The 14,805-nt window shown below is 34.4% G+C and carries 14 protein-coding genes and 2 pseudogenes; 11 read left to right on the forward strand and 5 right to left on the reverse strand.

Annotated elements, in window-relative coordinates:
* Nucleotides 1-176 precede the first annotated feature (176 nt).
* The 6 genes and pseudogenes from LOK41_RS09735 (at nucleotide 177) to LOK41_RS09760 (ending at nucleotide 5,608) form a co-directional block, all read left to right on the forward strand.
* Nucleotides 177-1,220, forward strand: coding sequence for a nuclease-related domain-containing protein (locus LOK41_RS09735; protein ID WP_241816290.1), 1,044 nt, complete (start codon nucleotides 177-179; stop codon nucleotides 1,218-1,220).
* A gap of 23 nt (nucleotides 1,221-1,243) precedes the next feature.
* Nucleotides 1,244-1,807 (forward strand): hypothetical protein, encoded by a 564-nt coding sequence (locus LOK41_RS09740; protein WP_241816291.1) that lies wholly within the window; start codon nucleotides 1,244-1,246, stop codon nucleotides 1,805-1,807.
* A 234-nt stretch (nucleotides 1,808-2,041) separates the two neighbouring features.
* Nucleotides 2,042-3,748, forward strand: a complete 1,707-nt coding sequence (locus tag LOK41_RS09745; RefSeq protein WP_241816292.1) for an S-layer homology domain-containing protein — start codon at nucleotides 2,042-2,044, stop codon at nucleotides 3,746-3,748.
* A 221-nt stretch (nucleotides 3,749-3,969) separates the two neighbouring features.
* On the forward strand, nucleotides 3,970-4,116 hold the full coding sequence (locus tag LOK41_RS09750) for a BC1881 family protein (protein WP_174102668.1): 147 nt from the start codon (nucleotides 3,970-3,972) through the stop codon (nucleotides 4,114-4,116).
* Nucleotides 4,117-4,234: 118 nt separating this feature from the next.
* A pseudogene (locus tag LOK41_RS09755) lies at nucleotides 4,235-4,991 on the forward strand (sulfite exporter TauE/SafE family protein).
* A gap of 30 nt (nucleotides 4,992-5,021) precedes the next feature.
* A pseudogene (locus LOK41_RS09760) lies at nucleotides 5,022-5,608 on the forward strand (DUF2238 domain-containing protein).
* Between the two features lie 308 nt (nucleotides 5,609-5,916).
* On the opposite strand, the gene LOK41_RS09765 reads toward LOK41_RS09760, so the two are convergent.
* A complete protein-coding gene (locus tag LOK41_RS09765; protein WP_017151403.1) occupies nucleotides 5,917-6,117 on the reverse strand; it encodes a DUF3903 domain-containing protein in 201 nt (66 codons plus the stop codon).
* 142 nt (nucleotides 6,118-6,259) lie between these two features.
* Between LOK41_RS09765 and LOK41_RS09770 the strand changes: the two genes are divergently transcribed.
* Nucleotides 6,260-6,718, forward strand: coding sequence for an NUDIX hydrolase (locus LOK41_RS09770; protein WP_241816293.1), 459 nt, complete (start codon nucleotides 6,260-6,262; stop codon nucleotides 6,716-6,718).
* Between the two features lie 85 nt (nucleotides 6,719-6,803).
* On the opposite strand, the gene LOK41_RS09775 is transcribed toward LOK41_RS09770, so the two are convergent.
* Nucleotides 6,804-8,228, reverse strand: a complete 1,425-nt coding sequence (locus tag LOK41_RS09775) for an amino acid permease (protein WP_241816294.1) — start codon at nucleotides 8,226-8,228, stop codon at nucleotides 6,804-6,806.
* Nucleotides 8,229-8,483: 255 nt separating this feature from the next.
* Here LOK41_RS09775 and LOK41_RS09780 point away from each other — a divergent pair, with 255 nt between their 5' ends.
* Together LOK41_RS09780 and LOK41_RS09785 are read left to right on the forward strand one after the other, a co-directional pair.
* Entirely contained in the window at nucleotides 8,484-9,230 is a 747-nt protein-coding gene (locus LOK41_RS09780; protein WP_241816295.1) for an IclR family transcriptional regulator, read from the forward strand.
* A gap of 79 nt (nucleotides 9,231-9,309) precedes the next feature.
* Nucleotides 9,310-10,950, forward strand: coding sequence for a M20/M25/M40 family metallo-hydrolase (locus tag LOK41_RS09785; protein WP_241816296.1), 1,641 nt, complete (start codon nucleotides 9,310-9,312; stop codon nucleotides 10,948-10,950).
* Between the two features lie 305 nt (nucleotides 10,951-11,255).
* Here LOK41_RS09785 and LOK41_RS09790 read toward each other — a convergent pair whose 3' ends face one another.
* Nucleotides 11,256-11,933 carry an LrgB family protein gene (locus LOK41_RS09790; RefSeq protein WP_241816297.1) on the reverse strand — a complete coding sequence of 226 codons (678 nt, stop codon included), beginning with the start codon at nucleotides 11,931-11,933 and terminating at the stop codon, nucleotides 11,256-11,258.
* The gene (locus LOK41_RS09795; RefSeq protein WP_241816298.1) at nucleotides 11,930-12,295 is read right to left on the reverse strand and encodes a CidA/LrgA family holin-like protein; all 366 of its coding nucleotides are present in this window, start codon (nucleotides 12,293-12,295) and stop codon (nucleotides 11,930-11,932) included. The genes LOK41_RS09790 and LOK41_RS09795 overlap by 4 nt, the downstream gene beginning before the upstream one ends.
* 149 nt (nucleotides 12,296-12,444) lie before the next feature.
* On the opposite strand from LOK41_RS09795, the gene alsR reads away from it, so the two are divergent.
* Nucleotides 12,445-13,347 carry an acetoin biosynthesis transcriptional regulator AlsR gene (gene alsR / locus LOK41_RS09800; protein WP_241816299.1) on the forward strand — a complete coding sequence of 301 codons (903 nt, stop codon included), beginning with the start codon at nucleotides 12,445-12,447 and terminating at the stop codon, nucleotides 13,345-13,347.
* Nucleotides 13,348-13,368: 21 nt separating this feature from the next.
* Here alsR and LOK41_RS09805 read toward each other — a convergent pair whose 3' ends face one another.
* Nucleotides 13,369-13,980, reverse strand: a complete 612-nt coding sequence (locus LOK41_RS09805; protein ID WP_241816300.1) for a hypothetical protein — start codon at nucleotides 13,978-13,980, stop codon at nucleotides 13,369-13,371.
* Between the two features lie 196 nt (nucleotides 13,981-14,176).
* On the opposite strand from LOK41_RS09805, the gene LOK41_RS09810 reads away from it, so the two are divergent.
* A complete protein-coding gene (locus LOK41_RS09810; protein WP_241816301.1) occupies nucleotides 14,177-14,752 on the forward strand; it encodes an ABC transporter permease in 576 nt (191 codons plus the stop codon).
* Nucleotides 14,753-14,805: the final 53 nt, after the last annotated feature.

A 14,805-nucleotide genomic window follows, 5' to 3' on the forward strand; every position in this document is an offset into this window, starting at 1 on the left:
ATACTTTCCTTTTGTCGTGAATAATCTGGAGGATAACTTGTTCATTTTTTATTGTAAATAAAGTATGCAAAATGTATCCAAATTTACAGAGCGTTATTATAATACGTAGTATAATAGATTAAAAATGATAGTAAAAGTTTAGATAATATTTGATTAAGCTATAAAGGAGAAAAAAGATGGAATACATACTTATATGTGTCATTTTAGCATTATTAGCTGGAGTGTTTGTATTGTTTTATAAGAACAAACAACTACAATCAGAGAACCAACAAGTAGAATTTGAAAAGGCAAAGTCAATAGAAAACTATCAAACTGAGATAGCTGCAACTGTAGCAGATTATGAAGAAAAGCAGGAGACATTAAAAAACGTAGAACGTAAAAAGTATAATAATTTAAAAGAGAGTGCAGCTAGAGAAGTAGAAAACATGAGAGTGATGAAGAATCAATTAGCGATGCAGCATAGTAAAGAGCGTAGTGAAATGCAACAGAAATATAACAACGAGATACATGTGCTGCAAAATCTAATTACAGAGTTAAGAACGTATTCTAAAAATGGTGAAGAAATGAATACACATGAAATATTACATTATATGAAAAGAGGATTTGTTCAGCAAGGAATCATAAATGAAGATGAATTATATATTATCCCAAATGCATTTCTTCCCAAGGTACATAGTAGAAATGGGAATAAAATGGAGTATGCTCGAGTTGATCATATAGTGCTATCGACAACAGGAATATATGTAATTGAGACTGCCGAGTGGCAAGGAAGAATGATACACGGATTGACGAAAGAAAATGCAGGGGTATATTCATTTATAATTGATGAGATTGGTAAATATCAAAATGAATATGAGAAGGAAGAAACATTTGTTTTTATGAAAAAGGGAGATTCAATGACTCTAATGATAGAAAACTTAGGGAATCCTGTCTATAAAGCAAAACATCTTGCAACAATCTTATATGATTATTTGAAAGAGATTAATCCGCAAGCTCTAAAAGAGGAAGTTAAGCCAATTGTATATTTCGGAAATGAGACAAATGGAAGTGGCAATGAAATGATCGATCTTTCCAATGAAGTACTGCCGAGGTTGAATGATAGAGAACAACTCGTTACGTATTTTAGAAATGAAAGATTGGAAGGAAAAGTACTATATACAGTGCAAGAATTACGAGAAATAAAAGAAATGTTCAAGCGTATGGAGGATGTGCAAGTGTAAAAGAATATGGTAAGGTGGTTTTTATGGGGAAATATAGAGATTTTTTATTGTGGGCAACATTGTATGTGTATGTTTTTTTATATTTGTTTATATATATCGCTTTCATATTCATCATTGGCATGGCGCATTCGTCTTACACGATTGTGAGTGTTTTAGCAGTATTAGTTCCGTTTATTTTTTTATTAGTTCTTCAGCGAATTGTTTTACATTTTTCTAGTAGTAATAATAAGAGGAAATGCAAGGATATTATAATTGTGGGAACAGTATTCTTTAGTATTTGTATCGTACAATTAGGGGTAAATGAGTATAATTCGAAGTTTCATGCAGATAGATGGTTGAAAAATGAACAGAAACGAGTATATATGGTAGATGATCTTCTAGGTAAACATAAACTAATGGGAAAAACTAAGAAAGAGATTATACAATTGTTAGGAAAACCAACTGAAACAAAACGTTTTGAGGAAATGAATCAAATAGTTTATTACCTTGGAGATGAAAGAGGATTTATTCCGATAGATAGTGAATGGCTTATTCTTCAATTTGATGGTGATGATAAGGTGGTAGAGTATAAGGTATATAAAGATTGAAATAAAAAGCAGAAGACCATTATGAGCTAGGGTCTTCTGTTTTTTTGTTAATTAGTGTAAAAATAAGTAAAATAATAGAAGTTCCTGTCTGTACGAATTGGGGGAATTTCGTTATACTTTAAACTAGTTTAGTAATCTAGAAGTTTATTAGCTTACTAAATAACTTTTATTATGTTAGAAAAGGAGGTCAGTTAACACGAAATGATTCAATACATAACGTGTTAAACAATTATCATGAAAAAAGGAATTTATAATGTTTTAGCAATGTCAATTGCACTTCAAGTTGTAATGGTGCCAGCTTCTTCATTTGCAGCTCCAGTAGAAAAAACGGTAGGAGTAGCCACTCATGACCAAGCTTTGAAAAGTATTGAGGAACATATGAAAGAACATATGGATCAAGACATCGAAAGTGAAGTGCAAGGAGAATTTCTTGTACACATTATAAAATCGACTCCTTTATACGATTCTGTTGATTTACAGCATGCAACAGGTGCAGAGCTTTCTGAACAAGTAATTAAAGCTTCGAAACGAAAAGGAAATGCATACTATGTACAAACTTCATCTGGAGCAGGATGGATACATAATAGTGATAATAATGTAGAAATTCGGGACGTTTATGCGCTATCTAATAGGAATCTAGTCATCAATGAAGAAACCTTTATATACTCTTCGCCATTTGATGCGTTTAAAGAAGAAACTGTATTGCAGCCTCAAACAATTGTAGCAATTTCACAAGCAGGAGATTGGTTCCAAGTTCAAACAGCCGAAGGAATAAAATGGATTCATTCACCATCTGCAAAATTTGAAGGTACGAAAGCATCTATCCTTTCAAATGAGGCGCCTGTTCGTAAAAAGAGAGAGGCTATCATGTATGCAGAGCCAGGAACATTAAATACAGGGAATATATATGGTGTAACATTTAAAGAATGGATCATTCCAACAGGGAATGAGAATATTCGTCCTGGTTATGCGATGGTCCCGAAATATATTACAATTCATGAGACGGCTAATCCAGATGTGGGTGCAAATGCTCAGAAGCATGGACAATATTTATATAATCAAGCAACATCAAATGTTGAATCCGGAACATCATGGCATTTCACCGTAGATGATAAAGAAATTTATCAGCATCTCCCAGTAAATGAAGTAGGATGGCATGCAGGCACTAAGCAAGGAAATCAGGAATCTATCGGAATTGAAATCGCAGTAAATGAAGATGGGAACTATGATAAAGCGGTTGAAAATGCTCGTAAATTAGCTGCATACTTAATGGGTGAATTAAATATTACTTTAGAAAATGTGAAAAAACATCAATATTGGTGGGGGAAAAACTGTCCGGCCATTATGATTCAGCGCGGGGATTGGGACGCTTTCTTAAAAGGAACGAAAGCGTATTATGATGCGAATCATAAAGATGATATTACAGGTGGATGGTATGAGAAGGATATTCGTGAATTAGCTGCAAAAGGAATCATGCAAGGAGATGGAAAAGGTTCGTATTGGCCTAACCGTGTTGTAACACGTGGAGAATTTGCGACTCTAATTTCTAGATCACTACAATTACCAAAGGGTAAGTCGACATTTACAGACTTAGGTACAACACATTCATCATTAGTAGATGGTATTAATAGCGCAGCTAGTGCTGGAATCATTAATGGACGTGGGAATAATATTTTTGCCCCAAATGATACGATTACGCGTGATGAAGCAGTTATTATGATTGATCGTGCATTAAAATATAAAGGAATTACTGGACCATTAGTATCATTACCATTTACTGATCAAGACTTGGCATATGATAAACAAGCTGTGCAGCGTGTTTATGGATTAGGGATTGTAAAAGGAAATGAAAAGAATGAGTTCTTACCAAAAGGTACAGCAACTCGTGCAGAGTCGGCAGCGTTTTTAAATAGAATGCTACATGTGATAGAGGGAAAATAGTAGGAAATAAAAAAGCACTTGCGAGTGCTTTTTTATTTTTTTCAATATGCTACAAAAAGGAATCGTATATTCTTTATGGAATAAGGAATGAAAATGGCAGGTGAAGTGTATATATAGATGCATTGGAACAATTTCATAATTTTATATCCCAGTTCCATGACGAAATATTACTGATAAAAGGTAGGAGTATTAAGTAATAAGAATGAAAAGGAGGTAAAACGGTGAAGGAAATACCGACTGAGGTCCTGAGTAAGGAATTGATGGAAAGAGAAGGGGTTATATCTATTACAGTTAAAGAATTTGAGAAAATTGAAGTAGCTGGAGTAGTGGTATCGGGACCAGCTGTGATTTTAATTAATCAAGATTAACTGAGTATAGTACATATGATGAATATAGAAAAATAGTAAAAGCATCCTGTGTGGATGCTTTTTTATTTGCTTAAAAAAAGAAATATATTGGATAATAGAGCTATTGGAGGGAAAGAAAATGGCTATTATTATTACAATGTTTCTAATGGGGGTTTTATTAGGTTTTGTGGGAGCAGGTGGAGCAGGCTTTATTATTGCAGTGCTCACACTCGTATTTCATGTGCCGATTCATACAGCGGTTGCAACATCATTAACAGCAATGGCATTTACAACACTTTCTGGAGTTATAAGTCATTACCGAGAAAGAAATGTTGTCGTGAGAATTGGCTGTGTTGTAGGGGGATGTGGTGCAATTGGGTCATTATATTGGATCTAAACTTGGTGCTGTGATTCCTGCGCATCTTCTTCATTGGTTTACAGCTGGAATGCTATTTTTATCAGCAATATTCATGTTAATTCGTTTGTTTTTTGTGCAAAATCATAGGGAGTTGTCTGCTAGTTTGTCGGATCAGTTAACGCCATCTGTACTAGGGAAAGGAGCTCTGTTAGGAGTTGTAACTGGGATGTTAGCAGGAGCATTTGGAATTGGTTCAGCACCTTTTATTCAGATAGGGTTAATGGTATTACTTGGTTTATCAATTCGTCAATCTGTAGGGACTACAATGTTTGTTATTTTACCAATTGCAATTGGTGGAGGAATTGGATATACTTCGGCAGGATATTTAGATTATATGTTATTAATGCAAGTATTAGCTGGAACAATGCTCGGAGCATATATAGGAGCAAAGTTTACAAATTACGCACCTCGTATGATTTTGAAATTTTCGATGATTATGACCCCTATTTTGGCTGGATGTATGTTATTAATAGAATAGAAGACGAACTGCTGAGGGGGAGGGAGAGGTGTGTCTGTTCATTTTCATAAACTGTTATGTGTAAGTTTTTGGATTGCATTACTTATATCTGGAATATATCCAAAAGATCCCTTTACATGGTTTTTAGAGGTCACGCCTGCAGTTATTTTAGTACTCGTTTTAATGATTACATATCGAAGTTTTCGATTTACAACGTTCACATATGTATGGGTTTTTATTCATATGTTAATATTGCTCATTGGGGGACATTATACATACGCAGAAGTACCACTATTCAATTATTTTCGTGATACTTTTGATTTAGAAAGAAATTACTATGATCGTGTTGGGCATTTTATGCAAGGATTTGTTCCGGCATTATTAACAAAGGAAGTACTTATAAAGGTAGTTGGAATTCAAAAAAAGGATGGTTAGAACTACTTGTAATATCAGTTTGTTTAGCATTTAGCGCGTTATATGAGTTGCTAGAGTTTACAGTTGCAAAACTAACGGAGAAAGGAGCAGAAGCATTTCTTGGAACGCAAGGAGATGTTTGGGATACACAGTGGGATATGACACTTGCGTTAATTGGAGCAATATTAGCAATAGTAGTTTTCCGTGATAAGAAAACTATATAGTAATTTATTAATATGTTTTACGTATGAATTATGTAAGTAATTCATATTTCCCACATAAAAGGATTTGCTATAATATAATGAGTGTAACGTTCGAGTATTCGACGTATTACTAGTATTATATCCCTATCCCTTTTCTAAAAATGCGAACAAGTTTTGCCCTATTCTATTCAAGTTTAATTGTATAGAAATATATTGTTCGATGCCCATTATGGAACGTACATAATGGGAAATCCCGATCCTTAAAGAGGATGCCCCTAATCTTCATGTGAAAATATGATCGGATAGAGAAAGCTGACCAATGTATATGGTCAGCTTTCTTTTTTGTGTAAAAATAATTCTTCGGTAATTTCCGTTTGTAATAGCAGTGTTTTTCCAAAGCGACGTTTGCATTCATCTCTTACTTTTTGAATGGCAAGTGCATGAGAAGTGGCAGACACGGTGACAGTTGCTTGCCGAGATTTTCGATTTTCTTCACAAAAGACACACTCTACAACATATTTAGAGATCATACTCTCATCCTTCCGCTTGAATTTCTAGGAATGAGTTGTCTTTGAAGTTGATATAATCTTTCGTTACAAATTTAGCATTTTCCTCTATTTTCAAGGAGAAGAATAGGGGAAGAAAGAATATTAGCTATGGGAGGAGAGACACATGAAAAGATGGATTGGAGCGGCAGCAATATGTATGAATGAAAAAAATGAAATTTTGATGGTATTACAAGGAAAGAAAGATGAACCGAAAAGTTGGTCAGTACCAAGTGGTGGACAAGAAAAAGGAGAAACCCTAGAAGAGTGTTGTATCCGAGAAGTGTGGGAGGAAACTGGGTATGAGGTAGAAATTATAAATAAAATATATGAAAAAAAGGGCGTAACATATGGTATACCCGTTTATGTACATTATTATCTTGTACAACAAGTAGGAGGTTCTATGAATATTCAAGATCCAGATGGATTAATTTATGAAATAGATTGGAAGGATGTTCATGAATTAAGAGAAATCTCTTTAGCCTTTCCAGAGGATTATGAGTTGTTATTAAGGTATGTAAATGGTATGGACAAAAATAGGGGAACTGTATCTGGGAAAATGAATGAAGGAATGATAAAAAGGTAATAGAACAAGTGTCAATGATAAAAGACCGCACATTAATTAAGAGTAAAGTGTGGTCTTTTATGTGTAGGGATTATTATTAATAGTATTACAAAGTTTTGCTAATTTTAGTTTCTGTATGAGTGTTATTAGTAGCTTTTTTCTTTATCTTGATGTAATAGTAGGCATAACAAAAGATGATAAATGGTACAGTGCAATAGATTCCTAGTCTTTGCTCTGGGATAAAGATAAGACTTATTAATATAATGCCATACAATCCAAAACCAAGAATTGGTACAAGAGGATAAAGTGGAGTTCTGAATTTTAAGTCTTCTAATTTTCCACCGTCGGCTAAATAATGTTTGCGAAAAAAGAATTGAGAAACACAAATTGACATCCAAACAATGATTGTAATGACTCCGGAAATTGAAATGAGCCATAAGTAAACAGTTTCAGCAGCAACAACACTTGTCAAAAGCGAAAAAGCAGAAATAGATATCGTCATGATTAAAGCGTATAGGGGTATCCCGCGTGATGATAATTTCTTTAAAAAGGCTGGAGCCATATCATTTTTTGATAAGGACCAAAGCATTCGAGTTGCGGCGTATAGCCCTGAATTTGCGACAGAAAGAACAGCAGTAAGAATGACAAAGTTCATAATATCAGCTGCATATGGAATACATATGTTATCAAAAACAGCAACAAATGGGCTCTTTGTTAATCCCGCTTCTTCCCAAGGAATCAAAGCCACGAGGACAAAGATTGCTAAGACGAAGAAAAACATCGTGCGCCATATAATATTTCTAATAGAACGCGGTAAAGTTTTTTCAGGATTTTCACTTTCACCTGCAGCGATTCCGACAAGTTCTGTACCTTGAAAGGAATAATTAACTGTAACCATTGTTAGTAAGATAGCCGCAATTCCATTTGGGAATAAACCACCGTGATTTACGAAATTTGAAAAAAGCGGGGCTGGTTCGTCGCCTTTTAAATCAATTAAACCGAACATAGCGGCGCCGCCAAGAATAATAAAAGCGATTATGGCAGATACTTTAATACTTGAAAACCAAAATTCTGTTTCGGCATAACTACGAGCGGATAATGCATTAATAGTAAATATTGTAACCCCAAAGATTAAACACCAAACCCATACGGGAATATCAGGAAACCAACGTTGCATTGTAATACCGGCAGTTGTAAATTCAAGGCCAGTAGTATTCGCCCAGCTTAGCCAATACAACCATCCAATGGTAAATCCAGTTGCGGGATTTATGAACTTGGTGGCATATTCTTGGAAGGAACCTGAAACTGGCATCGCTACAGCAAGCTCACCAAGGCATAGCATAACGAAATACATTAATAATCCACCAGCAATAAAGGCAAGTACGGACCCACCTGGTCCGGCTTGGCTTATAATAAAGCCAGATCCGTTAAATAGCCCCGTTCCAATTACACCACCAAGTGCAATCATGAATAAATGTCTACTTTTCATCGTGCGTTTTAATTCATTATTTGTATTGCTTAATTGCGTCATTGTTTTCCTCACTTTCATAATTTGTAGGATGAAGATTGATGTTTTTTTCGTATTGTGGAATGTATTCCGTGATGTAGAATTATGTTCTAATTTTCAGATAATTAAAAAGAAAAGTCAATATTTTTTTGTTTGCGTTTTCAAACTATTATTTTTGTTTTTATTTTTAGAAAATTTAATTGATTTCAGTTTGAATTTTTGCTAAATTGATAGTTAATTAAGGTTACTAACATATTACAAGTAAAGTTGAGGCGAGTTATGGTACAGTCCATTGATCGAGCGCTAAGTATTATTAAGTTATTGAATTCTACAAATGAAAAAGAGTATTGGGCTATTTCTGATATAGCTGATAAAACACATCTCCCGGTTAGTACGGTACATAGGTTACTTAACTCTCTAATGGAGCATGGATTAGTTACGCAAATTTCAGAAACAAAACAGTACACAACTGGACCGATGTGGATGGAAATAGGATTACGTCAATTAGAGAAGGTAGACTACAGATCTGTTGCAAGAGAAGTGATGAAGCGTTTGGCCTCTGAAGTTGAAGAAAGTGTTTACTTGAACATTCCAAATGGAACACATTCTATCATTATTGAAAGAATTGATAGCCCTTTAAAAATTCGAGTTATCGATAACTTAGGGGAACAGATGCCTCTTTCGATTGGCGCCGCAAATAAAACGATGCTTGCCAATATGAAAACGGATGAAATGGAACGTATTGCAGAACATTTACTTTCTTCTTTACCAGAACAAAAGCAAGTTCTTTTTGATCAAATCGAACAGGTAAGAAATGAAGGATATGCTGTAAGTTATGGTGAAAAAACAGAAGGAACAGCTTCAGTAGCTGCACCTATTATAGGATTTAATCATAAAGTAGTAGGAGCATTAAGTATTGGGTTAATTAGTCATCGTATTAATGATGATCGACTATCTTTTCTTATTAGTAAGGTAAAACAAGCAGCTAGTGAAATATCAATAAAAATCGGCAGAATATCAGAATAATAATTTTGATAGCCTGTCGTCATTTTTTATTCGTATAACGGAAATGAATTTCATAATGTGGAAAAATAGGGGGATTTATATGTCAAAATGGCAATCAAAAGAACAATTGGTTCAATTATTAAGCAATCTTGTTGAAATTCCTAGTATTACTGGCTCGGACGCTGAAGTTATATTGCCAGACTTTGTTGTGGAACAATTATCTGACTTACACTATTTCAAACAAAATCCGCATCATTTGCAAAAAAATCCGACAGGGGATGGGAGATATTTTGTTACGGCCCTAGTAAAGAAAAATAATAGTACAAGAAATACAGTAATTCTTGTTAGTCACTTCGATGTTGTAGATGTACAAGATTATGGTGTGTGGAAAGCAGATGCATTTGACGCTAAAAAATTAACATCTATGTTTTATTCTCATAAAGATGAACTACCAAATCATGTGCGTGAAGATATAGAACAAGGGGATTGGCTATTTGGTAGAGGAACAATGGATATGAAATGTGGTCTAGCTTTGCAAATGGCGATGATTGAGCAAGCTTGTGAAGGAAGATTTGATGGGAATGTTCTTTTATTGGCTGTTCCAGATGAAGAAGTAAACTCTGTAGGGATGAGGGCTGCTGTTCCAAAATTGTTAGATTTAGCAAAAGAACATGATTTAGAATATAAAACGGTCCTAAATTCAGAGCCTATGTTTACACAATATCCAGGTGATCAAAATAAGTATATTTATACTGGTTCCATTGGTAAGGTGTTACCTGGTTTTCTTTGTTATGGAAAAGAAACACATGTAGGCGAACCTTTTGCAGGGTTAAATGCGAGTTATATGGCTTCATTATTGACAGCTGAATTAGAATTAAATACGGAACTTTGTGATATTGTAGAAGGTGAGGCGAGTCCTCCACCAACTAACTTGTTACAAAGGGACTTAAAGGAGGATTATTCTGTACAAATTCCTCATCGTGCAGTCACATTATTTAATTTGTTTTTACTAGAAAAAACGATGACGGATGTAATGGCGTTGTTACATCAAAAAGTAACAAAAGTAGCAGAGAAAATCGAAGAGTCGTATGAGAATCGAGCATATCAGTTTTCGAAGTATAATCCATTCATACCGCCTAATCTTAAAGTGAATGTATTAACGTATGAAGAGCTTATCGCTTATGCAATTGAACAACATGGGCAAGAAAAAATAGATAGTATTCAATATGCTATTATAAAAAATAGAGGAAATAAAGACGATCGTGCAGTAACAATTGATTTGGTTGATAAATTAGCTATTTTATGCAAAGAAAAGGCACCAATGATTATCCTTTTCTTTGCTCCACCGTACTACCCAGCTGTGAGCTCACGCCACAATCCTTTGATTAAAGAAGTGGTTGGGGAGATGGAAAGATACGCTCACTACAATCATGGAATGACATTTAAAAATCAAAATTATTTTGGGGGAATTTCAGATTTGAGTTATGTGGGCTTACAGTACCCAGCAGATTCGATGAATTCACTGGTAGACAATATGCCATTATGGAATAAAGGTTATTCGATTCCACTCCAGGAATTAGAAGAGTTTGATGTTCCAGTATTAAATATGGGACCGGTAGGAAAAGATGCACATCAATGGACGGAGCGACTGGACATAAATTACGCATTTGAAACACTATTAGATATGTTACCTATATGTATTGGGAAATTACTTGTTCCTAATAAAATTACGCAGTCATAGTTAAGTCTGTATAAGAGAGAAAGAAATTTCAATTGAAATTAAGAAAAGGGTAGAAAAAGTAGCGTTATACTACAGTTTCTATCCTTTTTCTTGTAATGATTTATTTTTATCCCGCACTAACGGGCAGTAATACTCCCACCTCAACATTCGGCGGGAGCAAAGAAGTTAGGTGGGAGATAAACTGCCCGTAAAGGCCCGATTGGTTCAACTAATAATCAGTGGGGGATGAGGAAAACCCCCACTGATTAAAGTTTCACTTTATTCGAAGCCCCATTGATCGCGATAAAATAAGAGTATAGTGCTATTTAGTGTAACCAAGATAAGAAAAGTGGAACAATGACTAAACTTGCGCCATCTGTTAGAAGCATAGATAAACTTGCGATTGTACCTTCAACTGGTCCGATTTCAAATGCTTTTGAAGTGCCAGTTCCATTTGCGCTAGTACCTAGCATAATCCCTTTCGCGATGGCTGTTTTAATACGGCATATGCGAATGAGAGAAGGACCTAAGAGTGCTCCTGTTAATGCTGTTAGTACAACAAATACAGCTGTTAATTGAGACATACCACCAATCATTTCTGATATTGCCATCGCAATTGGTATTGTTACGATGTGTGGTGCCAAGCTATGTTCCAGCGATGAATCAATTTGAAAGGCATTTGCTAGTAAAGCTGAGGTAATAACGGATAAAAAAGAGCCAACAATAACATTAATTAGAATGGCACTTGCATGTTTTTTTAACAGATCAAAGTATTTATAAATTGGCCATGCAAAAGCAACTGTTGCTGGCTTTAACAACTCAGTTAGCCAGTGACCACCAGAATCGTATGTTTCATAAGATGTGTCTAATCCGAGTAATAATGCAATTAAAACAATTGGACAAACGAGAAGAGGAGAAAGTATACTCCAGTTCCAGCGCTGATATAGTTTTTTAGATATCCAATATGTGAATAGTGTTAATGATAAACATAAAAGGGCAATCATTGTGTTGATCCTTTCCGCTTTAATAGCAATTCTGTTAAAAGACCAGTTACAAGTGTTACGCAAAGAGTACTAATCATGATAATTAAAATGAGATCGATACCATATTGTGATAGCGTATCTTTGTAGCGTATAACAGCGATAGCAGAAGGAATAAAAAATAAAATAAGTTCTTTTAATAAAAAGTCTGATCCGTCTTGAATCCATTCTTTTTTCACCAGGTTAAATTTTAATGAAATTAATAATAAGAAAATACCAATAATACTTCCTGGAATAGGGAGGTGTGCCTGTTTTGCAATCCATTCACCTGTCCAAGCAAAACAAAATAATAGTAAAATTTGTCCGCTTAATTTCCACCATTTCATACAGTAACACCTCTTTCGTTTCGTTTTTTACATAAAAATTGTAAAAAGAATTAACAATTTCCACTATACGTTCTTTCGAAATATTTGTCTAATATATAAATTATATGTTATTGATTTATTATACATATTAATGGAAAAGGGTGTCCAAAATGGAATTACGGCATTTGCAATATTTTGTTGTGGTGGCAGAAGAGCTACACTTTGGGCGAGCAGCTGCTCGTTTACAAATGACACAGCCACCACTTAGTCAACAAATTCAGCAATTAGAAAAAGAAATGGGAGTTACGTTATTTTCAAGAACGAAGCGGAAAGTTGAGCTGACAGAAGCTGGAGAAATGTTTTTAAAAGAAGTAAAAAAGGCATTTGATCAGATTGATAAAGCAGTTGAGGTGGCACAAAGTGCGCAAAGGGGAGAAGTTGGTTCGCTTTCAATTGGATTCGTAGGGGCTGCTATATACGATATTTTACCGTCTATTGTTAGAGAGTATCGAGAGAAGTTCCCAAGAGTATCTGTTGCACTGCATGAATTATCAACACCAGATCAAGTTCATGCGCTTCATGATAATCGAATTGATGTTGGGTTTTTACGTCCGCCGATTAATACGCAATTGCTAGAATTAGAACCAATTCAAAAGCTTTCGTGTACACTATGTTTACCAAAAGCGCATCCACTAGCAGAGAAAGAAGAAATTCATATTGAAGATTTGCAAGATGAACCATTTGTATTCATAACTAGACCGGTTTGGCCTGCGCTATATGATACAATTTTATCATTATGTAGGAACGCTGGATTCAGTCCACATATTGTACAGGAGGCAACAGAGTACCAAACTGTTATGGGGCTTGTAGCAGCGGGGATTGGAATAACAGTGATTCCAGTTTCTGCTAATAAGTTGTATAAAACAGAAGTTGTATATAAAGCTATATATGATTCTAATTTTGTAGCAGAGATGTCAGTTGCATACCGGAAAACAAATAGTAACCCTGAGCTGTTAGAGTTTTTAAAAATTGCTAGGGAAAAGAAACGAATAGAAGTGGAAAACGATAAGTAAAATGACAAAAAAGAGGAGATGCTATTCTGATGCATCTCCTCTTTTTATTTCAATACTGACTAAGTAGACATGTTCATTTTCTTGGAGCAATCGTTGGCGTGACTCTTCATCTTCTATAGAGAGTGCGGATATATGGTTTTTATTTGTTTTTATCCAAGCAGCAAGGACTGTTCTTTTGTTATATTCTATGTTTTGAGGATTGTTAATTTCTTCAAATGCAGATCCATTAATATTAGGTAAGCCGTCTTCAGAAGCAGTCATGGAACTACCATCAATACCTATGAACCATTGCCAAGTTTCATTATTCGTATGTTGAAATATTTGCTGACCAACGGCTAATTTTGTTTTTTTATCTATAAAGTCGGAAGAAGAAAGCCTAACTATATCTTTTATTTTTTCTCCATTTTGGTAATATTCAATAGTTGTAAATATTTCAGCTTGTTTATGAGGAATGGTAACTTCATAAAAAGAAACATGTTCTTGTTGTAAGGGTAATAATTGTAAAAGAGCAGTTTCCTTTTCTGATAATTTATATGGTTTTACAATTGTGTATGAGTCTGTATTTAGTTGGACAATACAACTACTAAGAAAAGCAATCAATAAAATGATGCTGAGAAGAAGCAGTTTTCTCATTTAATCCCTCCATACTAATATATTTACCTTTATAGGTTTTTTTCTGTTTCAGTATAACCGTAGACATACAGTCATTTTTCTCCGACTTAAGACCTAGTAAAGATTCCGGTTGTAGTTCGATGTTAAAAAAGTAATATTTTTATACACTGGTAGTATAGAAGATTGGACGTTATAAAGTAAGGTAGGGGAATCAATTATGTCTTTATTTCGGTTAGCAAGGAAAAATATACAGAACTATGCTGCCCGAAGATTAAAGCAATTTATATGGATTGCAACGAGTACAACAGTTTGTTTTTTTATTGTATCTATTCAATCAAACGAAATGATAGTAGAAAAGCTGCAACATATTCCGTTATTTGTGGCGCTTTTTTATTATGTGTCTATTTTTTTGTTGTTTGTATGTAGCTTTATTACATACAAAATGATAAATAGTTTTTTTAAGACAAGAAAACGAGAATTTCAATTGTATAAAGGCAGTGATATGAAAAAAAGAACAATGGTGTGTTTATTGTGGCAGGAACAGTTATTGATTTTTGGTGGGGCTGGTTTTTTTGGATTGATTCATGGGATGCTATTTTTAAAGTTATGTACAATTATTTTCATGAAAATAGCGAGGATTTATGGAGGATGTAGTGCGCCAATTACGATTTCCGCACTATTAGTAACGACATTATTTATTATTATTTTAATTGTATTATCGATGTGGCAATGTTATCAATATATACAAGGTTTAAAAAAGAAAAGTTCACATAAAACAGAGAAAAAGGCATGAAACATCATGTCTTTTTCTTTGTTTTACATGAGAAAATAATCGTGATACAGTGA

Source organism: Bacillus sp. TL12, assembly GCF_022625245.1.
Lineage (GTDB): Bacteria > Bacillota > Bacilli > Bacillales > Bacillaceae_G > Bacillus_A.

What these genes read in the sequence shown, in the direction of transcription:
- LOK41_RS09805 (WP_241816300.1), bottom strand. Translation starts at nt 13,980, where the DNA reads ATGAGAAAACTGCTTCTTCTCAGCATCATTTTATTGATTGCTTTTCTT.
- LOK41_RS09770 (WP_241816293.1), top strand. Translation starts at nt 6,260, where the DNA reads ATGAAAAGATGGATTGGAGCGGCAGCAATATGTATGAATGAAAAAAAT.
- LOK41_RS09765 (WP_017151403.1), bottom strand. Translation starts at nt 6,117, where the DNA reads ATGATCTCTAAATATGTTGTAGAGTGTGTCTTTTGTGAAGAAAATCGA.
- LOK41_RS09775 (WP_241816294.1), bottom strand. Translation starts at nt 8,228, where the DNA reads ATGACGCAATTAAGCAATACAAATAATGAATTAAAACGCACGATGAAA.
- LOK41_RS09785 (WP_241816296.1), top strand. Translation starts at nt 9,310, where the DNA reads ATGTCAAAATGGCAATCAAAAGAACAATTGGTTCAATTATTAAGCAAT.
- LOK41_RS09780 (WP_241816295.1), top strand. Translation starts at nt 8,484, where the DNA reads ATGGTACAGTCCATTGATCGAGCGCTAAGTATTATTAAGTTATTGAAT.
- LOK41_RS09735 (WP_241816290.1), top strand. Translation starts at nt 177, where the DNA reads ATGGAATACATACTTATATGTGTCATTTTAGCATTATTAGCTGGAGTG.
- alsR (WP_241816299.1), top strand. Translation starts at nt 12,445, where the DNA reads ATGGAATTACGGCATTTGCAATATTTTGTTGTGGTGGCAGAAGAGCTA.
- LOK41_RS09810 (WP_241816301.1), top strand. Translation starts at nt 14,177, where the DNA reads ATGTCTTTATTTCGGTTAGCAAGGAAAAATATACAGAACTATGCTGCC.
- LOK41_RS09745 (WP_241816292.1), top strand. Translation starts at nt 2,042, where the DNA reads ATGAAAAAAGGAATTTATAATGTTTTAGCAATGTCAATTGCACTTCAA.
- LOK41_RS09790 (WP_241816297.1), bottom strand. Translation starts at nt 11,933, where the DNA reads ATGATTGCCCTTTTATGTTTATCATTAACACTATTCACATATTGGATA.
- LOK41_RS09795 (WP_241816298.1), bottom strand. Translation starts at nt 12,295, where the DNA reads ATGAAATGGTGGAAATTAAGCGGACAAATTTTACTATTATTTTGTTTT.
- LOK41_RS09740 (WP_241816291.1), top strand. Translation starts at nt 1,244, where the DNA reads ATGGGGAAATATAGAGATTTTTTATTGTGGGCAACATTGTATGTGTAT.